The organism is uncultured Porphyromonas sp. (genome assembly GCF_915070105.1).
In the GTDB taxonomy this organism is placed as follows: Bacteria; Bacteroidota; Bacteroidia; order Bacteroidales; family Porphyromonadaceae; genus Porphyromonas.
The window spans coordinates 1-14,297 of the sequence record NZ_CAJZFJ010000058.1 but is presented as its reverse complement, the minus strand read 5'-3'; the positions used below and the strand labels follow the sequence as shown (position 1 = coordinate 14,297).

Here is a 14,297-nt window from a genome sequence, read left to right as displayed (position 1 = left end):
TTGGCATATCTAGACTAGGACACGGATACTTCTATCTTCGGCGTATGCTCCTTGAGGACCTTGCCCTCGCACTATAGTGATTCCATGCGTCAGCCCTGAGGGCAAGTGACGGATGCTTGTTCTGCCATGCGACTCCTGTATATATCGTAAAATGTACGCGCGCGTGATGAGGGGCTAGAGTTGGCGGTATCTTGATCTCCAGAGGTGCTTATTAAGTCCCTAATGACAGAGGGTATAAAGAGGACAGATGGAGTATTATTACGGGGTAAGGGTGCTAAGGGCTTGACCATCCGTGTAGTTTTTAGTAGTTTTGTCCTAAGAGATCAAGCTCTATATAACATATTAGGTATTCATGATTCGATTCGAACGCTCCCTTTTAGTCCTAGGTTGCCTCTGTCTCGTGCAGGCTGGGCTCAATGCTCAGAGTAAGGTCAAACGCTATGACGTGACGAAGGAGACCGACTATGGTATAGTCTATAGACTCCCTGAGACCAAGGTGCAGATCGTCATCTCCGTGCGTGAGCGCACCTATACCCCCGGAGTGCTATCTAGCTATGCAGATAAATATCTAAGCCAAAAGGCAAGTGCAGAGCCTACGAGGACCTACGAGATCACTGGCTCCACGCTACGTATCCTCGGTCAGCCTGACACGACGAAGCAGTATCTCATCGTCTTCGATAAGAAGAGCACGGCACCCTTCGTCAAGCTGACGGATAGGGGAATACTCTATTCCATCAACGGCAATACTGATCCGAGCGAGGAGAGCTCCCCACACCACCTGCCCCTCGGTCAAGCCATAGAGCAGAAGGTGGCTGACAAGGCGCTCCCCTCCCTCCCCCGTGAATATGCGCAGGCTGGGACCAAGTCCAAGCAGGCCGAGATCGCTGCGAACTACCTCTATGAGGTACGAGAGAGTGCGATGAATATCCTCACGGGGTCGGTAGACAATATGCCGAAGGACGGCGAGTCCATGCGTCTCGTCCTAGATCGTCTACGTACCGAGGAGCGCAGGACACAGCGCCTCTTCCTCGGTGATACGACGGAGCGTGTGATGACCTATGCCTTCATCTACGATCCTACGGGAGAGGATGCACGGGATGTCGTCATTGCTCGCTTCTCTGAGCTCGGTGGGCTCGTGGGACGAGATGATCTGAGCGGTGCACCAGTCCTGCTCTCCCTGCAGGCAACAGAGCGTGCCGAGCCCCTCGGAGAGAAGGAGCAACGCAAGAAGGACAAGCAGCTCGAGGGAAGTGTCGTCTACAACCTCCCAGGAGAGGCTCTGCTGACCCTTACCTATGAGGGTCGTAAGCTGGCCTCAGAGAAGCTCCCCCTCACACAGCTGGGTACGCAGCAGGCGCTTGCCCCGAAGATGTTTAGCCTAACACCAGCACAGCCGACAGCTGTCTACCTAGACACACGGACAGGTGCGATCCTGAATATTCGTCAGGAATAGTCATACAGAGGATTAACTCACCAACAATACTCACCTCCTAACAACTTACCAACTCTATGTTCAAAAATCATCCTAAGGGATTGCTCGCAGCCTCTCTCGCCAACATGGGAGAGCGCTTCGGCTTCTACATCATGATGGCGATCTTGACGCTCTTCATCTCGGCCAAGTTCGGCCTCTCGGAGGACGTCACAGGGTACATCTACTCGGCCTTCTATGCCTCCATCTACCTACTAGCCCTAGTAGGGGGGATCATCGCTGACCGAACAAAGAACTACAAGGGGACGATCCTCATGGGTCTCGTCGTCATGGCTATTGGCTATATGATCATCGCCATACCCACTCCGACCCCCGTGCCTAGCCTAGGTCTCTATCTCTCTATCTCCTGTCTCGGACTAGCGGTCATCGCCTTTGGTAATGGTCTATTCAAGGGGAACCTCCAGGCGCTCGTCGGTCAGATGTATGATGACCCTATCTACTCTAAGGTACGTGACGCTGGCTTCCAGATCTTCTACATGTTCATCAACATCGGGGGGATCTTCGCACCCTTCATGGCTGTAGGGATACGTAACTGGTGGCTCAAGACCAATGGCTTCGACTACAATGGTGACCTACCTGCACTATGTCACCAGTATCTCAAGGAGGGTGCGGCTATGCCACAGCAGGCGCTTGACAACCTCCAGGCACTCTCTGGTAAGGTGTCCCTAGCAGGCCAGTCCTTCTCTGATCTCGGAGAGTTCGTCAATCGCTATCTGGATGTCTTCAGCCGGGGCTTCCACTACGCCTTTGCTGCAGCTATCGTGATGATCCTTGTATCACTTGTGATCTTCGTCGTGAATAAGTCTCGCTTCCCTAACCCTGGGACCAAGACTGTGGTACAGGATGGTGATAAGCAGATCTCTAAGGAAGAGGTCAAGATGGGGGCTGCCGAGATCAAGCAGCGTATCTATGCGCTCTTCGCTGTGTTCGCTGTTGTGATCTTCTTCTGGATGTCCTTCCACCAGAACGGATACTCTCTGACTTACTTTGCCCGTGACTACGTAGACCTAAGTGTGATCAATATTGACCTAGGCTTCACGCAGATCAAGGGTGCAGAGATCTTCCAGGCTGTGAACCCCATCTTCGTGGTGCTACTCACGCCGATCGTTATGTTCATCTTCGGTAGACTCAATGCCAAGGGCAAGGAGCCCTCTGCTCCCCGTAAGATCGCTATCGGTATGGGTATCGCTGCTTCGGCCTATATCTTCCTCATGGCTTGCTCTATGGCTCTGCCTGGTAAGGAAGCCCTATCAGCAATGGATGAGTCTGCTAAGGAGGCTATGCGTATTACGCCCTTTGTCATGGTCGGTATGTACTTCATCCTGACGGTGGCTGAGCTCTTCATCTCTCCTCTAGGTCTCTCCTTCGTCTCGAAGGTCGCACCTCCTCATCTGCAGGGTGTGATGCAGGGTTGCTGGCTCGCAGCTACAGCTGTGGGGAACTCCCTCCTCTTCATCGGTGGTATCCTCTACCTGAACGTTCCTCTGTGGGCCTGCTGGCTCGTCTTTGTTGGGGCTTGCGCAGCCTCTATGATTACGATGCTTGCGATGGTCAAGTGGCTAGAGCGTGTAGCTAAGTAAGATCACCTCCCCTATAGCAGATGTTGGGTCAAGGACAACATGTAAGGACGGTCTCCCGACTTCGCTTTCGTCGCTGGACACGAAGTCGGGCAGCCGTCTTCCATAGCCTAAGCCACAACGTCACTATAGGACACCTCGCCACGAGCGTCACAGAGCGTCTCGCTGGCAAGTGCATTGGACTCCTAGCTCATCGTAGTGGTGATACACGAGAGGGATTAAATGTCCCCTCTACCCAAGGTGAACCCTACGAGGAGGATGGGCTACAGGCCGAGCTGAGAGAGCATCTGCTTCTACTCTGCTCTACTGCCTACATAGCTCCGGTAGCTCCAGCACATCACCTCCCCCTCAGGGAGGAACACAAGCAAAGAAGCCTCACGAAGCCTCGGTGTCTACCGATGGCTTCGTGAGGCTTCCTCGTATATATTATTCATACTCATCTCATATCGACATCTTCACATATCCATGATCCAAGAAATCAAGGCACGGATACTCGCTGGTGGTGACCTCACAGAGGACGAAGCCCTAGAGCTCCTCATCCGAGGCGATCGTGCAGAGCTCTACGAAGCGGCCCATGAGGTCACGGAGCACTTCCTAGGTAATGCCTTCGACACCTGCTCGATCATCAATGCTAAGAGTGGCAACTGTCCCGAGGACTGCAAGTGGTGCGCCCAGAGTGGTCACTATGCGACCTCGGCAGAGCGCTATGCCCTCGTCTCCCCGAGCGAGTGTGTAGCTCAGGCTCGCTATAACCACAAGCAGGGTATCGGACGCTTCTCCCTCGTGGCCAGTGGGCGCAGGCAGACCGACCGAGAGATAGACCTTATCTCCATCAGCTATCGCGCGATCAAGAGGGCAGAGCCTTCGCTGAAGTGCTGTGCCTCCCTTGGGCTTCTCAACCAAGGGCAGCTACAGAAGCTCTTCGATAGTGGAGTCACTACCTATCACTGCAATATGGAGACTGCCCCTAGCTACTTCGCTGAGCTCTGTACGACACATACCCAGCAGGATAAGGAGGCGACACTCCAGGCAGCCCGACAGGTGGGTATGCGTATCTGCTGCGGAGGGATCATCGGAATGGGGGAGAGTCTCCAGCAGAGAGTGGAGCTGGCATTCTATCTCAAGCGTCTGGGATCAGAGAGCATTCCGATCAACATCCTACAGCCGATTGAGGGGACTCCCCTCGGACACTCTACACCACTCACGGAGGATGAGGTCCTATCGGCGATCGCAGTCTTTAGGCTAGTGAACCCTCGTGCCTTCCTTCGCTTCTCTGGGGGGCGTGCCCAGCTAAGTCCCGAGACTCAGCGTAGGGCGATCTATATCGGTATTAACTCCGCTATCACGGGGGATCTCTTGACGACCATCGGTAGACAAGCCCGAGAGGATATGGCTATGATAGCCGAGTGTGGCAAGGAGAACCGCCCTGTAGACTGGGAGGTGCAGTACGACCACTAGAGGCCTCATAGGTCTAGCAATAGTCAAGGGCGACATGCTCCCCACAAGTGGGAGCGTGTCGCCCTTGGTCTTATTGGAAGTGGAGGCTACTTGTATAGGTAGCGTCGGATGCTCTGCTTCGGAGTCTTCTCGAAGGGGGTGGTGCGGAGCTCGAAGTGTTGGATCTTCTCGTAGCTACCGAGCTGCTCATTGAGCTTCGACCTAAGCCCTTGTATCAGGTGCCATCCCTCCTCGAGGGTCATCCCTGCCTCTTCGATGAGCTGCTGGTTAGGTACGATCACAGCCTCTAGCTTACCTTCACGCATTAGTACGAGGCTCTCTTGTACATAGGGAAGTAGCCCGATCTTGGTCTCAATCTCCTCGGGATAGATGTTCTGCCCGTTGGGGCCTAGGAGCATTGCCTTAGAGCGACCACGGATATAGAGGTAGTGGTCGCTGTCCATAGTGCCTAGGTCTCCGGTGCGCATCCAGCCATCTTCGGTGAAGAGTGAGGCTGTCTGCTCTGGGTTCTTGAAGTAGCCCATGCACACATTCTCTCCACGTACCTGGATCTCACCTATCTGATCCTCTACCTGACCTACGTTGTGCTGATGATCCTCGTCTAGGGGAGCGATACGAGCCTCCATGTAGGGGTGAAGTACACGCCCACAGGAGCGCAGACGCCAGTGCTCAGCCTCGATAAAGGAGATGAGAGGAGCACACTCTGTCATTCCATAACCCACGGTGATGGGGAAGCCGATACGCTTGAGGAAGGCTCCAACCTCGGGGTTGAGAGCTGCTCCGCCGACGATGACTTGGCGGAACTCTCCTCCGAGCCCTTCAGAGAGCTGAGCCTTTATCTTACGATAGACGATGTCACGTAGGATAGGTAGGGATAGCATGAAGCGTACCTTGGGGCTCTTGAGGATGGGCTGTAGGGTATTCTGGTAGATCTTCTCCAGTACCAACGGGACGGAGATGATCACGTGGGGGCGTACCTTCTTGAAGGCTACTCCTAGGATCTTCGGAGAGGGTACCTTACCTAGGATCACGACGTGTGTGCCACTGGCTAGGGCCAGGAAGAGGTTGATCATACAGCTGTACACATGCGCCATAGGCAGGAAGCAGAGTAGACGCTCCCTGGGGCGAATGATGTCGCGTGGCATACAGAAGACGAGGTTGCCTGCGAAGTTATTCCCCGAGAGCATAACACCCTTGCTGAAGCCCGTCGTCCCTGAGGTATAGTTCAGTACGAGTAGCTCACTATTGGGGATGTGGTAGTAGTGTACGTCCTCGGGCTGCATCCCCTTAGGGAAGCGTAGGGCGAACTCTTGGTCTACTGCCTCCAGCTGCTTCTGTACCTCTTCCTGCTCCGTAGCGTAGAGTACAGCCCGATCCTGGAAGTCAAGGACGACCGAGATAGCAGGTACTCCCTCTGGGCTCATATTGCTCCATAGATTAGGGGTAATACCTAGGAGCTTGGCCTCGGAGTGACCGATGATCTGCATGGCATCCCGTGGAGGGAAGTCCTGCAGGATCGGTACGATCACGCAGCCGTAGGTGATGACTGCAAGGAAGAAGATCGACCACTCGGCTGTATCCTTACCCATTAGGGCGACCTTATCACCATGCTGGAGTCCACGAGCGGCGAAGAATAGGTGCCACTTCTCGATGGCCTCGCACATCTGTCCGTAGGTGTAGTCACGTCCCTCATAGTTGGAGACAGCGGGTAGATCCCAGTGCTTCTTGAAGCTATCCTCTAGGAGCGCAATGATGTTCTTATCTATCATGATTGTTTATTCGTCACTAGCTGTCGTGCTGTACCCCCTTGGGTTGCACATAAATTGAAATCTGTGCAAAGATAGCGTTTTCTCCCTATTTCCCTACGTATACCTGAGGGCTGACACGTGATTTCTCGGGGGGTATTTTCTACCTTTTAGCTCTTTAGTGGTATTACTTCATGTCCTAGGGTGGCTTAACCATATCTCTGGAATGCCTAGTATTAGCTATGGGGAATGCCCATAGGAGAGTACCCTAAAGGGGACATACTTAGAGCGAAGTTGTGTACATGCGTGTATACAGTAGTGTACACATGAGTACACAACAGTGTACACACGTGTACACTTTTCCCTCCTAGTTAGTAGGTGTAGCCATGGTATATCTAGGCCTAGGGAGCGGATGCTCTTGTCTTGAGTGTAGGCTTCTCGACCACTTTGCTCTCAGCCTCTCGTGATTTCATGCCTCAGCCCTGGTGTGTCCCTGCCCATCGCTTTACCTTATATATTAAGGACTCATTTTCCTATAAACATGGAATGGATGGGGCGAAGGGATGTCCCCTCCCTTGAGAATATAGAGGGTAGCTTGTCCCTCTAGTGTAGGGGGGATCTGGTGTCCTGTCTGTATGTTAGGCTGCAGCGTGTAGCTATCTCCATTGGTGATCTCTTGGGAAAGGCAGTCTCCTAGATAGCAGAGAGGTGATAAGGGCGGCAGGTGCAGGTCTTTTTTGCTATCTTTGTGTCGATTCAAGTCCCTTGTTTACTACAAGGTGACCATAATTATTGGGTGTTTACGAACAGGCTTATTAAGAACTATCCGAGATAATGAAATCAAGTATATCTACCCTGTGTAGCGTACTTATGCTCATGGCGCTCAGCTTCGGCTGTGGTATGATGGGCAAGACTAAGAGCACTGGTGCAGCTCCCTCCCCCCACCATGATCGCTATGTCGTCATCTTGTCCCTAGACGGATTTCGTGCCGACTACCAGCAGCGTGCCCATACCCCCAACCTAGATAAGATGGATGCAGAGGGGCTATCGGGACGCTTCCGCCCCTCCTATCCGAGCCTTACTTTCCCGAATCATTATGCGATGGCCACGGGACTCTATCCGAATAATCATGGGCTCGTGGGGAATGAGTTCTGGGATGAGCGTGGAGCGCACTATCGCCTAGGTGACCGCTCGGCTGTCGAGGATCCAGCCTTCTACAAGGGGGAGCCGCTATGGAACGTAGCTCGTCGCCATGGGATGAAGTCTGCTAGTTTCTTTTGGGTAGGTAGTGAGACCGCTATAGGTGGCTTCCATCCAGACCGCTGGAAGAAGTTCAACGATAAGGTACCCTATACAGATCGTGCAGACTCTGTGCTCTCTTGGCTACAGCTCCCCAAGGCTGACCGCCCCAATCTCATCATGTGGTATATCGAGGAGCCCGACCATACAGGGCATCATGAGAGTCCCGAGTCTCCTAAGACTCTCCGTATGGTGGAGCGCATGGACTCGGTCATAGGCTACTTTAGGGATCGTCTGGCAGCCCTCGACATACACAAGCAGGTAGACTTCATTCTGGTCTCCGATCACGGGATGGCTTCCTACGACAAGACCAAGACAGTAAATCTAGCTGATTATCTCCCCTTAGATAGCTTTGAGCATGTGGCGACAGGCCCTTTCACCCATCTCTATCCGAAGGCTGGCTATACAGAGAAGGCTTATCAGATCCTGAAGAAAGTGCCTCACATCACTGTCTATCGCAAGGGTGAGCTCCCCGAACGCCTCCACTTCGGCAGTAGCCCTCGTATCGGAGAGCTCGTCGTGCTAGCTGACCTTGGGACACAGATATTCTTCCGTCCAGAGGGTACCCCCAAGTCCTTCCTTGCAGCAGGTCATGGCTTTGACAACAAGCATCCTGAGATGTTCGCTGTCTTCAAGGCCGTAGGCCCACACTTCCAGGCTGGTCGTAAGGTAAGCGAACCGATCCCCAACATCACCCTCTATCCACTCGTCTGCAAGATCCTCGGGCTACAGCCTCATCACCATGATGCAGATGAGACACTCGCACAGTCTCTACTCAAGTAGTAGCGTATCCCATCACCATGTTTGTTGCCCAAAAGAAGCGTAGAGAGAACATCATCGAGTATCTCCTCTATATGTGGCAGGTCGAGGATCTCATCCGAGCAGCAGGGATCTCCCCTGAGGGGGTAGAGCGACTCATCCTACCTCGTTACCAGGGGACAGAGGCTGAGCTATCGGCTATCCGCTCTTGGTACGATGAGCTCATCGATATGATGCGCATTGAGGGGAAGCAAGAAGAGGGGCACCTAGATATCAATTGTGTCGTCCTGCTGCAGCTAGAGGAGCTACACCGAAGGCTCGCTAGCAATCCCGATGACTACATCTACTCGGGGCTACAATTCCAGATACTCCCAGCACTTATCCAGCTACGTGCTAAGGGAGCTAAGACCGATGAAGGGGATATAGAGACCTGTCTCAATGCCCTATATGGCTACATTACGCTCTCCCTCCAAGGGAAAGAGGTTAGCCCCGAGACACAGAAATCAATGAAACAAATAAGTGCCTTCCTAGCTATGCTAGCCCATAGGTACAACCTCGAGCACGAAGCAGAGACTGCTCCAAACTAGAGACTAAATGAACGAGTACAAAGCAGAGATAGACCAGCGGCGAACCTTCGCCATCATCAGTCACCCCGATGCTGGGAAGACGACCCTGACCGAGAAGCTCCTCCTCTTTGGTGGCGCTATACACGTGGCTGGGGCAGTCAAGAGTAATAAGATCAAGAAGACCGCTACCAGTGACTGGATGGAGATTGAGAAGCAACGTGGTATCTCCGTCGCCACCTCAGTCATGGGCTTCGAGTATCGTGACTACAAGATCAACATCCTAGATACCCCTGGACACCAGGACTTCGCAGAGGATACCTTCCGTACCCTGACAGCTGTCGATAGCGTCATCATAGTGATCGACGGAGCTAAGGGGGTAGAGGCTCAGACACGCCGTCTCATGGAGGTCTGTCGTATGCGCAAGACGCCTGTCATGGTCTTCATCAATAAGATGGACCGTGAGGGACGTGATCCCTTTGAGCTCCTTGATGAGATCGAGGCCGAGCTCCAGGTGCGTGTCCGCCCTCTCTCTTGGCCCATCGATATGGGACAGCGCTTCCGTGGGGTATATAACATCTATGAAGGGGCTCTGAACCTCTTTACTCCAGACAAGCAGCGTATCACCGAGACGATTACCCTCACGGATGTATACTCTCCTGAGCTCGAGGAGCATGTCTCCCCCGAGCAGGCCGAGAAGCTCCGACTAGACCTCGAGCTCGTAGACGGAGTCTACCCAGCCTTTGACCAGAATGAATACCTAGGGGGAGACCTTGCCCCCGTCTTCTTTGGCTCGGCTCTGAATAACTTCGGTGTGCAGGAGCTCCTCAACTGCTTCATCGAGATAGCTCCCTCTCCTCGTCCTGTACAGGCAGAGGAGCGAGAAGTCTCACCCTACGAGCCTGCCTTCACAGGCTTCGTCTTCAAGATCCATGCGAATATGGATCCCAACCACCGCAGTTGTATAGCCTTCGTCAAGATATGCTCTGGGAGATTTGAGCGCAATGCCGCTTACCGGCATATTAGGCTCGGCAAGACGCTTAAGTTTAGTAGCCCGACAGCCTTCATGGCTCAGAAGAAGGAGACGGTAGACGAGGCCTTTGCTGGAGATATTATTGGGCTACCTGATACGGGTAACTTCCGTATCGGGGATACCCTCACAGCAGGGGAGGATCTACATTTCCGGGGCCTACCCAGCTTCTCTCCCGAGCTCTTTAAGTACATCGAGAACGAAGACCCGATGAAGACCAAGCAGCTCGCTAAGGGTATTGACCAGCTCATGGGAGAGGGAGTCGCACAGCTCTTCGTCAATCAGTTCAATGGGCGCAAAATCATCGGTACTGTAGGGCAACTCCAGTTTGAGGTCATTCAGTATCGCCTACTGCATGAGTACGGAGCAGCTTGCCGCTGGGAGCCTATTAGCCTGCATAAGGCCTGCTGGATCGAGTCTGATGATCCTGCGGAGCTGGAGAACTTCAAGCGTCGTAAGGCGCAGTATATGGCTAAGGACTTGGCGGGTAGAGATGTCTATCTAGCCGACTCTGGCTATGTACTGATGATGGCACAGCAGGACTTCCCGAAGATCCGCTTCCACTTCACCTCGGAGTTCGGTGGCTGATCACATGATATAGAATAATAACTATCCGTAATATTCACTAACCAATTTACTCATGAAGACAATCAAGTTATTGTCCATTGCCCTTGTGGCAACCTTTGCCTTCGGAGCTCTACATGCACAGAGCAAGAAGGTAGCTAAGAGAACGCCTCAGAGCTATGTCATCCAGACGAATGTCCCCAAGCGTCCTGCGGGACAGAAGGACGTCCTCGGTCTACGACATGCTCCTATACCTATCGTCCGTGTAGGCTTTATTGGTCTCGGGATGCGTGGCCCAGGTGCTGTGGAGCGCTTCACCCACCTCGACGGGGTAGAGATTAAGGCCCTCTGTGACCTCCACCCAGAGCGTGTAGAGAAGGCTCAGAAGATCCTCTCCAAGGCTGGCCTCCCCGAGGCTGCTAGCTATAGCGGTAAGGAGGATGCCTGGAAGGCACTCTGCGATCGTGACGATATTGACCTCGTCTACATCGCTACCGACTGGAGACACCATGCCGAGATGATGATCTACGCTATGAACAAGGGTAAGCACGTAGCCTGTGAAGTACCTGCAGTGATGACCCTCAAGGAAGCTTGGGATGTGGTCAATACCGCAGAGCGTACTCAGCGTCACTGCATGATGCTGGAGAACTGTGTCTACGACTTCTTCGAGCTCACTACACTGAATATGGCTCAGCAGGGACTCTTCGGTGAAGTCCTCAGCACGAAGGGAGCCTATATTCACAATCTCGAGCCCTTCTGGAAGTACTATGAAGGCAACTGGCGTCTGAAGGCCAACGAAGACTTCCGTGGCGATATCTATGCCACTCATGGCCTAGGCCCAGCATGTTGGGTACTCAATATCCATCGTGGTGACCGTATGCAGTACCTGACTGCTATGGATGTCCCAGCTACGTCACTACCTCGCTTCATGGAGAAGGAAATGGGGATCAAGAACCCTGTCGTCAAGAACGGAGAGATGACCCAGACCCTCATCAAGACGGCCAAGGGGAAGACCATCTACCTCGAGCACAACGTCACCTCCTACCGCCCCTACAACCGCCTCTATCAGGTCATCGGTACCGATGGCTTTGCCAACAAGTACCCCTCTGAAGGCTACTGCCTGCGTCCTACAGAGGAAGCAAAGGCTGCTGTCCCTAACCATGAGGACCTCAAGAGCCACGACTTCGTGAGCCCAGAGACGAAGAAGTATCTCATGGAGAAGTACCAGCATCCTATCCAGAAGGAGATCGCAGAGAAGGCTAAGACGGTCGGTGGTCATGGTGGGATGGACTTCATCATGGACTATCGTCTAATCTACTGCCTACAGAAGGGACTACCTCTCGATATGGACGTATATGACCTAGCTGAGTGGTCTTCCATCGGTGAGCTCACCAGTCTGTCGCTGCAGAATAACTCTGCTCCCGTCGCTATGCCCGACTTCACTCGTGGTGCATGGGATCGCATCATCGGGCTACAGCTACACTTCGCTAAGTAACCCTTAGGTAAGATTATAAATAGAGCAGGCGACGCTTCCCGATTAGGGGGCGTCGCCTGCTCTATTTCTTTGCTATCCTCTTCGGAGTCTCCCTTGTCTGTGGGGGGAGGGGAGCGTGATAGGCTGAACCTTACTTATAGCGCATCCAGCGAAGGAGCTCCTTTACAGAAGGTTTCTTCCCATACATCAGGATGCCTACTCGGTAAATCTTGCCCCCGAAGTAGCTCGTACCGACGAAGGAGAGATAGAGTAAGATGAGGCTCAGTGCGATCTGCCAGATGGGTACCTCGAAGGGTAAGCGCACCATCATCACAATAGGTGAGGTAATGGGGAGGATCGAGCACCAGAAGGCAAGGCTCCCATCAGGGTTATCAGCACTAGCGAGTCCTGCATAGATAGAGAAGACCATGATAAGCACCATCGGGAGCATCAGCTGCGAGCTGTCCTCGTCCGAGGAGACCGTTGCACTCAGGGCTGCTAGGATAGAGGCATAGAAGAGATAGCCTCCGATAAAGAAGAGGATGAAGCAGACGATGATCATCGTGAAGTTGATCCCGCTAAGTGCCCGTAGCCCTTGGATGAGCTCTGTAGTACCTCCAGCGGACATAGCTCCTGTGGCCTCTGATGTATTTACACCGAGGAAGAACTGTAGGCCGGTACTCCCTAAGGTGAGTAGCACCACCCAGACGATGATCTGCACGACACCGGCTAGACCAATACCTATGATCTTGCCCATCATCATGTCCATAGGTCGTACTGAGGAGACCATGATCTCTAGTATCCTACTCTTCTTCTCCTCCTGGACACCCTGGAGTACCATACCGCCGTAGGTCATGATGAAGATATAGCTGAGGAATGTCAGTCCCATACCGAGAGCTGATGCCATGGAGCTGGAGGCGGTGGTGGCATCGCCCTCCTCGTTCCACTTGTAGGTCGTCACTGCGATCGTGACCCTGCTCTGCTGGATAGCCTCCTTGAGTTCGGGGATCTGGAAGGAGGCGATCTTCTGATCTGTGAGGTAGTTGGAGAGGGTAGTGTTGATATAGGTCTCTAGGCCTCGGGGGAGTTGCTTGAAGGAGAAGAGGCTTATCGCACTGGGGTCGTCAAGTAGGTCTTGGCGGATCTCAAGTATGGCTGTGATCTCCTCTGGATGGTTCTCACCCTTGTATTCGCTTATGGGGCGGTCAGCTGCAACGAAGGAGTAGGCTTGGCTATCCTGGAAGAGCTTTAGATACTTCCCTGTGTGGTCAATCACTGCTACCCGCTGGATATCCATCCCATCATGAGCCAAGAGAATGGGGACGACCCCCACTGCTAGCATGAGGAAGGGGAAGAGTAGCGTCATGATCCAAAATGAACGCTTGCGCACACGTGAGTAGAACTCACGCTCGATGACTAGTCTTAGATTATTCATGTTCCTGTGGAGTCACTTGTACGGTTTGTAGGAAGATTTCGTGCATCGAGGGGTATTCACGCTCTGCATGCTGGACCTTGATCCCCGTGGGGAGCTGTGCCAGAGTGTGTCGTAGGTCTTCATCCTCCGAGAGGGATAGACGAAGCATTCCTCCCCTCTGGGTCTGCTCGTGCTCGATCGGAGCGAGTCTCGCTAGCTCCTCTGGCGTTAGTGTCCCATCATAGGTGATACGTGCTGTCCCCTTGCTGTGGGCTCGGCGGATCTCCTCCGTCCGTCCTGAGAGGACTACGTGCGAGCGGTCTATCAGGGTAATGCTATCACATAGCTCCTCGACACTCTGCATATTGTGCGTCGATAGGATGAGGGTCGTCCCGCTGTCCCTGAGGCGAAGGATCTCCTGCTTGAGGGTCTCGGCATTTACGGGGTCGAACCCACTGAAGGGCTCATCGAAGATCAGAAGCTTGGGCTCGTGGATGACGGTGCAGATGAACTGTACCTTCTGCTGCATCCCCTTGGATAGCTCCTCTACCTTCTTCCCCCACCAGGGTAGGATGTCGAGATGCTCGAACCACTTGCGAACACGTTTCTCGGCCTCCTGCTTGGTCAGCCCTTTGAGGCGGGAGAGGTAGATCGCTTGCTCCCCGACCTTCATCTTTGGGTATAGACCTCGCTCCTCGGGGAGATAGCCTATATGGCGAAGGTCGCTCTCTTGGATGGGCTTACTCTCGAGGAGTACCTCTCCACTATCAGGGGCTGTGATGCGGTTGATGATACGGATGAGCGAGCTTTTCCCTGCTCCGTTAGGTCCTAGCAGACCGAAGATCTGTCCCTCCTCCACCTGGAGCGAGACTTGATCTAGTGCGGTGTGTGTAGCATAGTGCTTGCTTACATCTTTTACTTCCAG

Annotated in this window: 11 protein-coding genes; 8 read left to right on the top strand and 3 right to left on the bottom strand. The window is 53.4% G+C overall.

Going from position 1 to position 14,297, the window contains the following annotated elements; translation table 11 throughout:
* The first annotated feature begins 352 nt into the window (after positions 1-352).
* Genes QZ554_RS06560 through bioB form a run of 4 tightly spaced genes read left to right on the top strand, consistent with a single transcriptional unit; the run spans position 353 to position 4,524 of the window.
* Positions 353-1,453 (top strand): DUF4831 family protein, encoded by a 1,101-nt coding sequence (locus QZ554_RS06560; protein ID WP_297195205.1) that lies wholly within the window; start codon positions 353-355, stop codon positions 1,451-1,453.
* 56 nt (positions 1,454-1,509) lie between these two features.
* Positions 1,510-3,069, top strand: a complete 1,560-nt coding sequence (locus QZ554_RS06555) for a peptide MFS transporter (RefSeq protein ID WP_297195203.1) — start codon at positions 1,510-1,512, stop codon at positions 3,067-3,069.
* A 20-nt stretch (positions 3,070-3,089) separates the two neighbouring features.
* Positions 3,090-3,476, top strand: a complete 387-nt coding sequence (locus QZ554_RS06550; RefSeq protein WP_297195202.1) for a hypothetical protein — start codon at positions 3,090-3,092, stop codon at positions 3,474-3,476.
* A gap of 55 nt (positions 3,477-3,531) precedes the next feature.
* Positions 3,532-4,524 carry a biotin synthase BioB gene (bioB, locus tag QZ554_RS06545; RefSeq protein WP_297195201.1) on the top strand — a complete coding sequence of 331 codons (993 nt, stop codon included), beginning with the start codon at positions 3,532-3,534 and terminating at the stop codon, positions 4,522-4,524.
* An 86-nt stretch (positions 4,525-4,610) separates the two neighbouring features.
* On the opposite strand, the gene QZ554_RS06540 is transcribed toward bioB, so the two are convergent.
* Positions 4,611-6,293 carry an AMP-binding protein gene (locus QZ554_RS06540; RefSeq protein WP_297195199.1) on the bottom strand — a complete coding sequence of 561 codons (1,683 nt, stop codon included), beginning with the start codon at positions 6,291-6,293 and terminating at the stop codon, positions 4,611-4,613.
* A gap of 810 nt (positions 6,294-7,103) precedes the next feature.
* Here QZ554_RS06540 and QZ554_RS06535 point away from each other — a divergent pair.
* From QZ554_RS06535 to QZ554_RS06520, 4 genes are read left to right on the top strand one after another with little or no spacing between them, the layout of a single operon-like run.
* Positions 7,104-8,351 carry a nucleotide pyrophosphatase/phosphodiesterase family protein gene (locus QZ554_RS06535; protein WP_297195197.1) on the top strand — a complete coding sequence of 416 codons (1,248 nt, stop codon included), beginning with the start codon at positions 7,104-7,106 and terminating at the stop codon, positions 8,349-8,351.
* A 17-nt stretch (positions 8,352-8,368) separates the two neighbouring features.
* Complete coding sequence (locus QZ554_RS06530; RefSeq protein ID WP_297195195.1) at positions 8,369-8,914, top strand: DUF4924 family protein; 546 nt, start codon at positions 8,369-8,371, stop codon at positions 8,912-8,914.
* Between the two features lie 7 nt (positions 8,915-8,921).
* Positions 8,922-10,508 (top strand): peptide chain release factor 3, encoded by a 1,587-nt coding sequence (locus tag QZ554_RS06525; RefSeq protein WP_297195193.1) that lies wholly within the window; start codon positions 8,922-8,924, stop codon positions 10,506-10,508.
* A gap of 52 nt (positions 10,509-10,560) precedes the next feature.
* Positions 10,561-11,979: a Gfo/Idh/MocA family oxidoreductase gene (locus tag QZ554_RS06520; protein ID WP_297195191.1), complete on the top strand. Its 1,419-nt coding sequence runs from the start codon at positions 10,561-10,563 to the stop codon at positions 11,977-11,979.
* 130 nt (positions 11,980-12,109) lie between these two features.
* Here QZ554_RS06520 and QZ554_RS06515 read toward each other — a convergent pair whose 3' ends face one another.
* Both QZ554_RS06515 and QZ554_RS06510 read right to left on the bottom strand, forming a co-directional pair.
* Positions 12,110-13,393, bottom strand: a complete 1,284-nt coding sequence (locus tag QZ554_RS06515) for an ABC transporter permease (RefSeq protein ID WP_297195188.1) — start codon at positions 13,391-13,393, stop codon at positions 12,110-12,112.
* The coding region (locus QZ554_RS06510) for an ATP-binding cassette domain-containing protein (protein WP_297195186.1) at positions 13,386-14,297 on the bottom strand (912 nt) is incomplete at its 5' end. The genes QZ554_RS06515 and QZ554_RS06510, both read right to left, overlap by 8 nt.

Excerpts from the sequence above, each read along its gene's own strand:
- QZ554_RS06560 (WP_297195205.1), top strand. The coding sequence starts at position 353 with ATGATTCGATTCGAACGCTCCCTTTTAGTCCTAGGTTGCCTCTGTCTC.
- QZ554_RS06555 (WP_297195203.1), top strand. The coding sequence starts at position 1,510 with ATGTTCAAAAATCATCCTAAGGGATTGCTCGCAGCCTCTCTCGCCAAC.
- QZ554_RS06550 (WP_297195202.1), top strand. The coding sequence starts at position 3,090 with ATGTTGGGTCAAGGACAACATGTAAGGACGGTCTCCCGACTTCGCTTT.
- bioB (WP_297195201.1), top strand. The coding sequence starts at position 3,532 with ATGATCCAAGAAATCAAGGCACGGATACTCGCTGGTGGTGACCTCACA.
- QZ554_RS06540 (WP_297195199.1), bottom strand. The coding sequence starts at position 6,293 with ATGATAGATAAGAACATCATTGCGCTCCTAGAGGATAGCTTCAAGAAG.
- QZ554_RS06535 (WP_297195197.1), top strand. The coding sequence starts at position 7,104 with ATGAAATCAAGTATATCTACCCTGTGTAGCGTACTTATGCTCATGGCG.
- QZ554_RS06530 (WP_297195195.1), top strand. The coding sequence starts at position 8,369 with ATGTTTGTTGCCCAAAAGAAGCGTAGAGAGAACATCATCGAGTATCTC.
- QZ554_RS06525 (WP_297195193.1), top strand. The coding sequence starts at position 8,922 with ATGAACGAGTACAAAGCAGAGATAGACCAGCGGCGAACCTTCGCCATC.
- QZ554_RS06520 (WP_297195191.1), top strand. The coding sequence starts at position 10,561 with ATGAAGACAATCAAGTTATTGTCCATTGCCCTTGTGGCAACCTTTGCC.
- QZ554_RS06515 (WP_297195188.1), bottom strand. The coding sequence starts at position 13,393 with ATGAATAATCTAAGACTAGTCATCGAGCGTGAGTTCTACTCACGTGTG.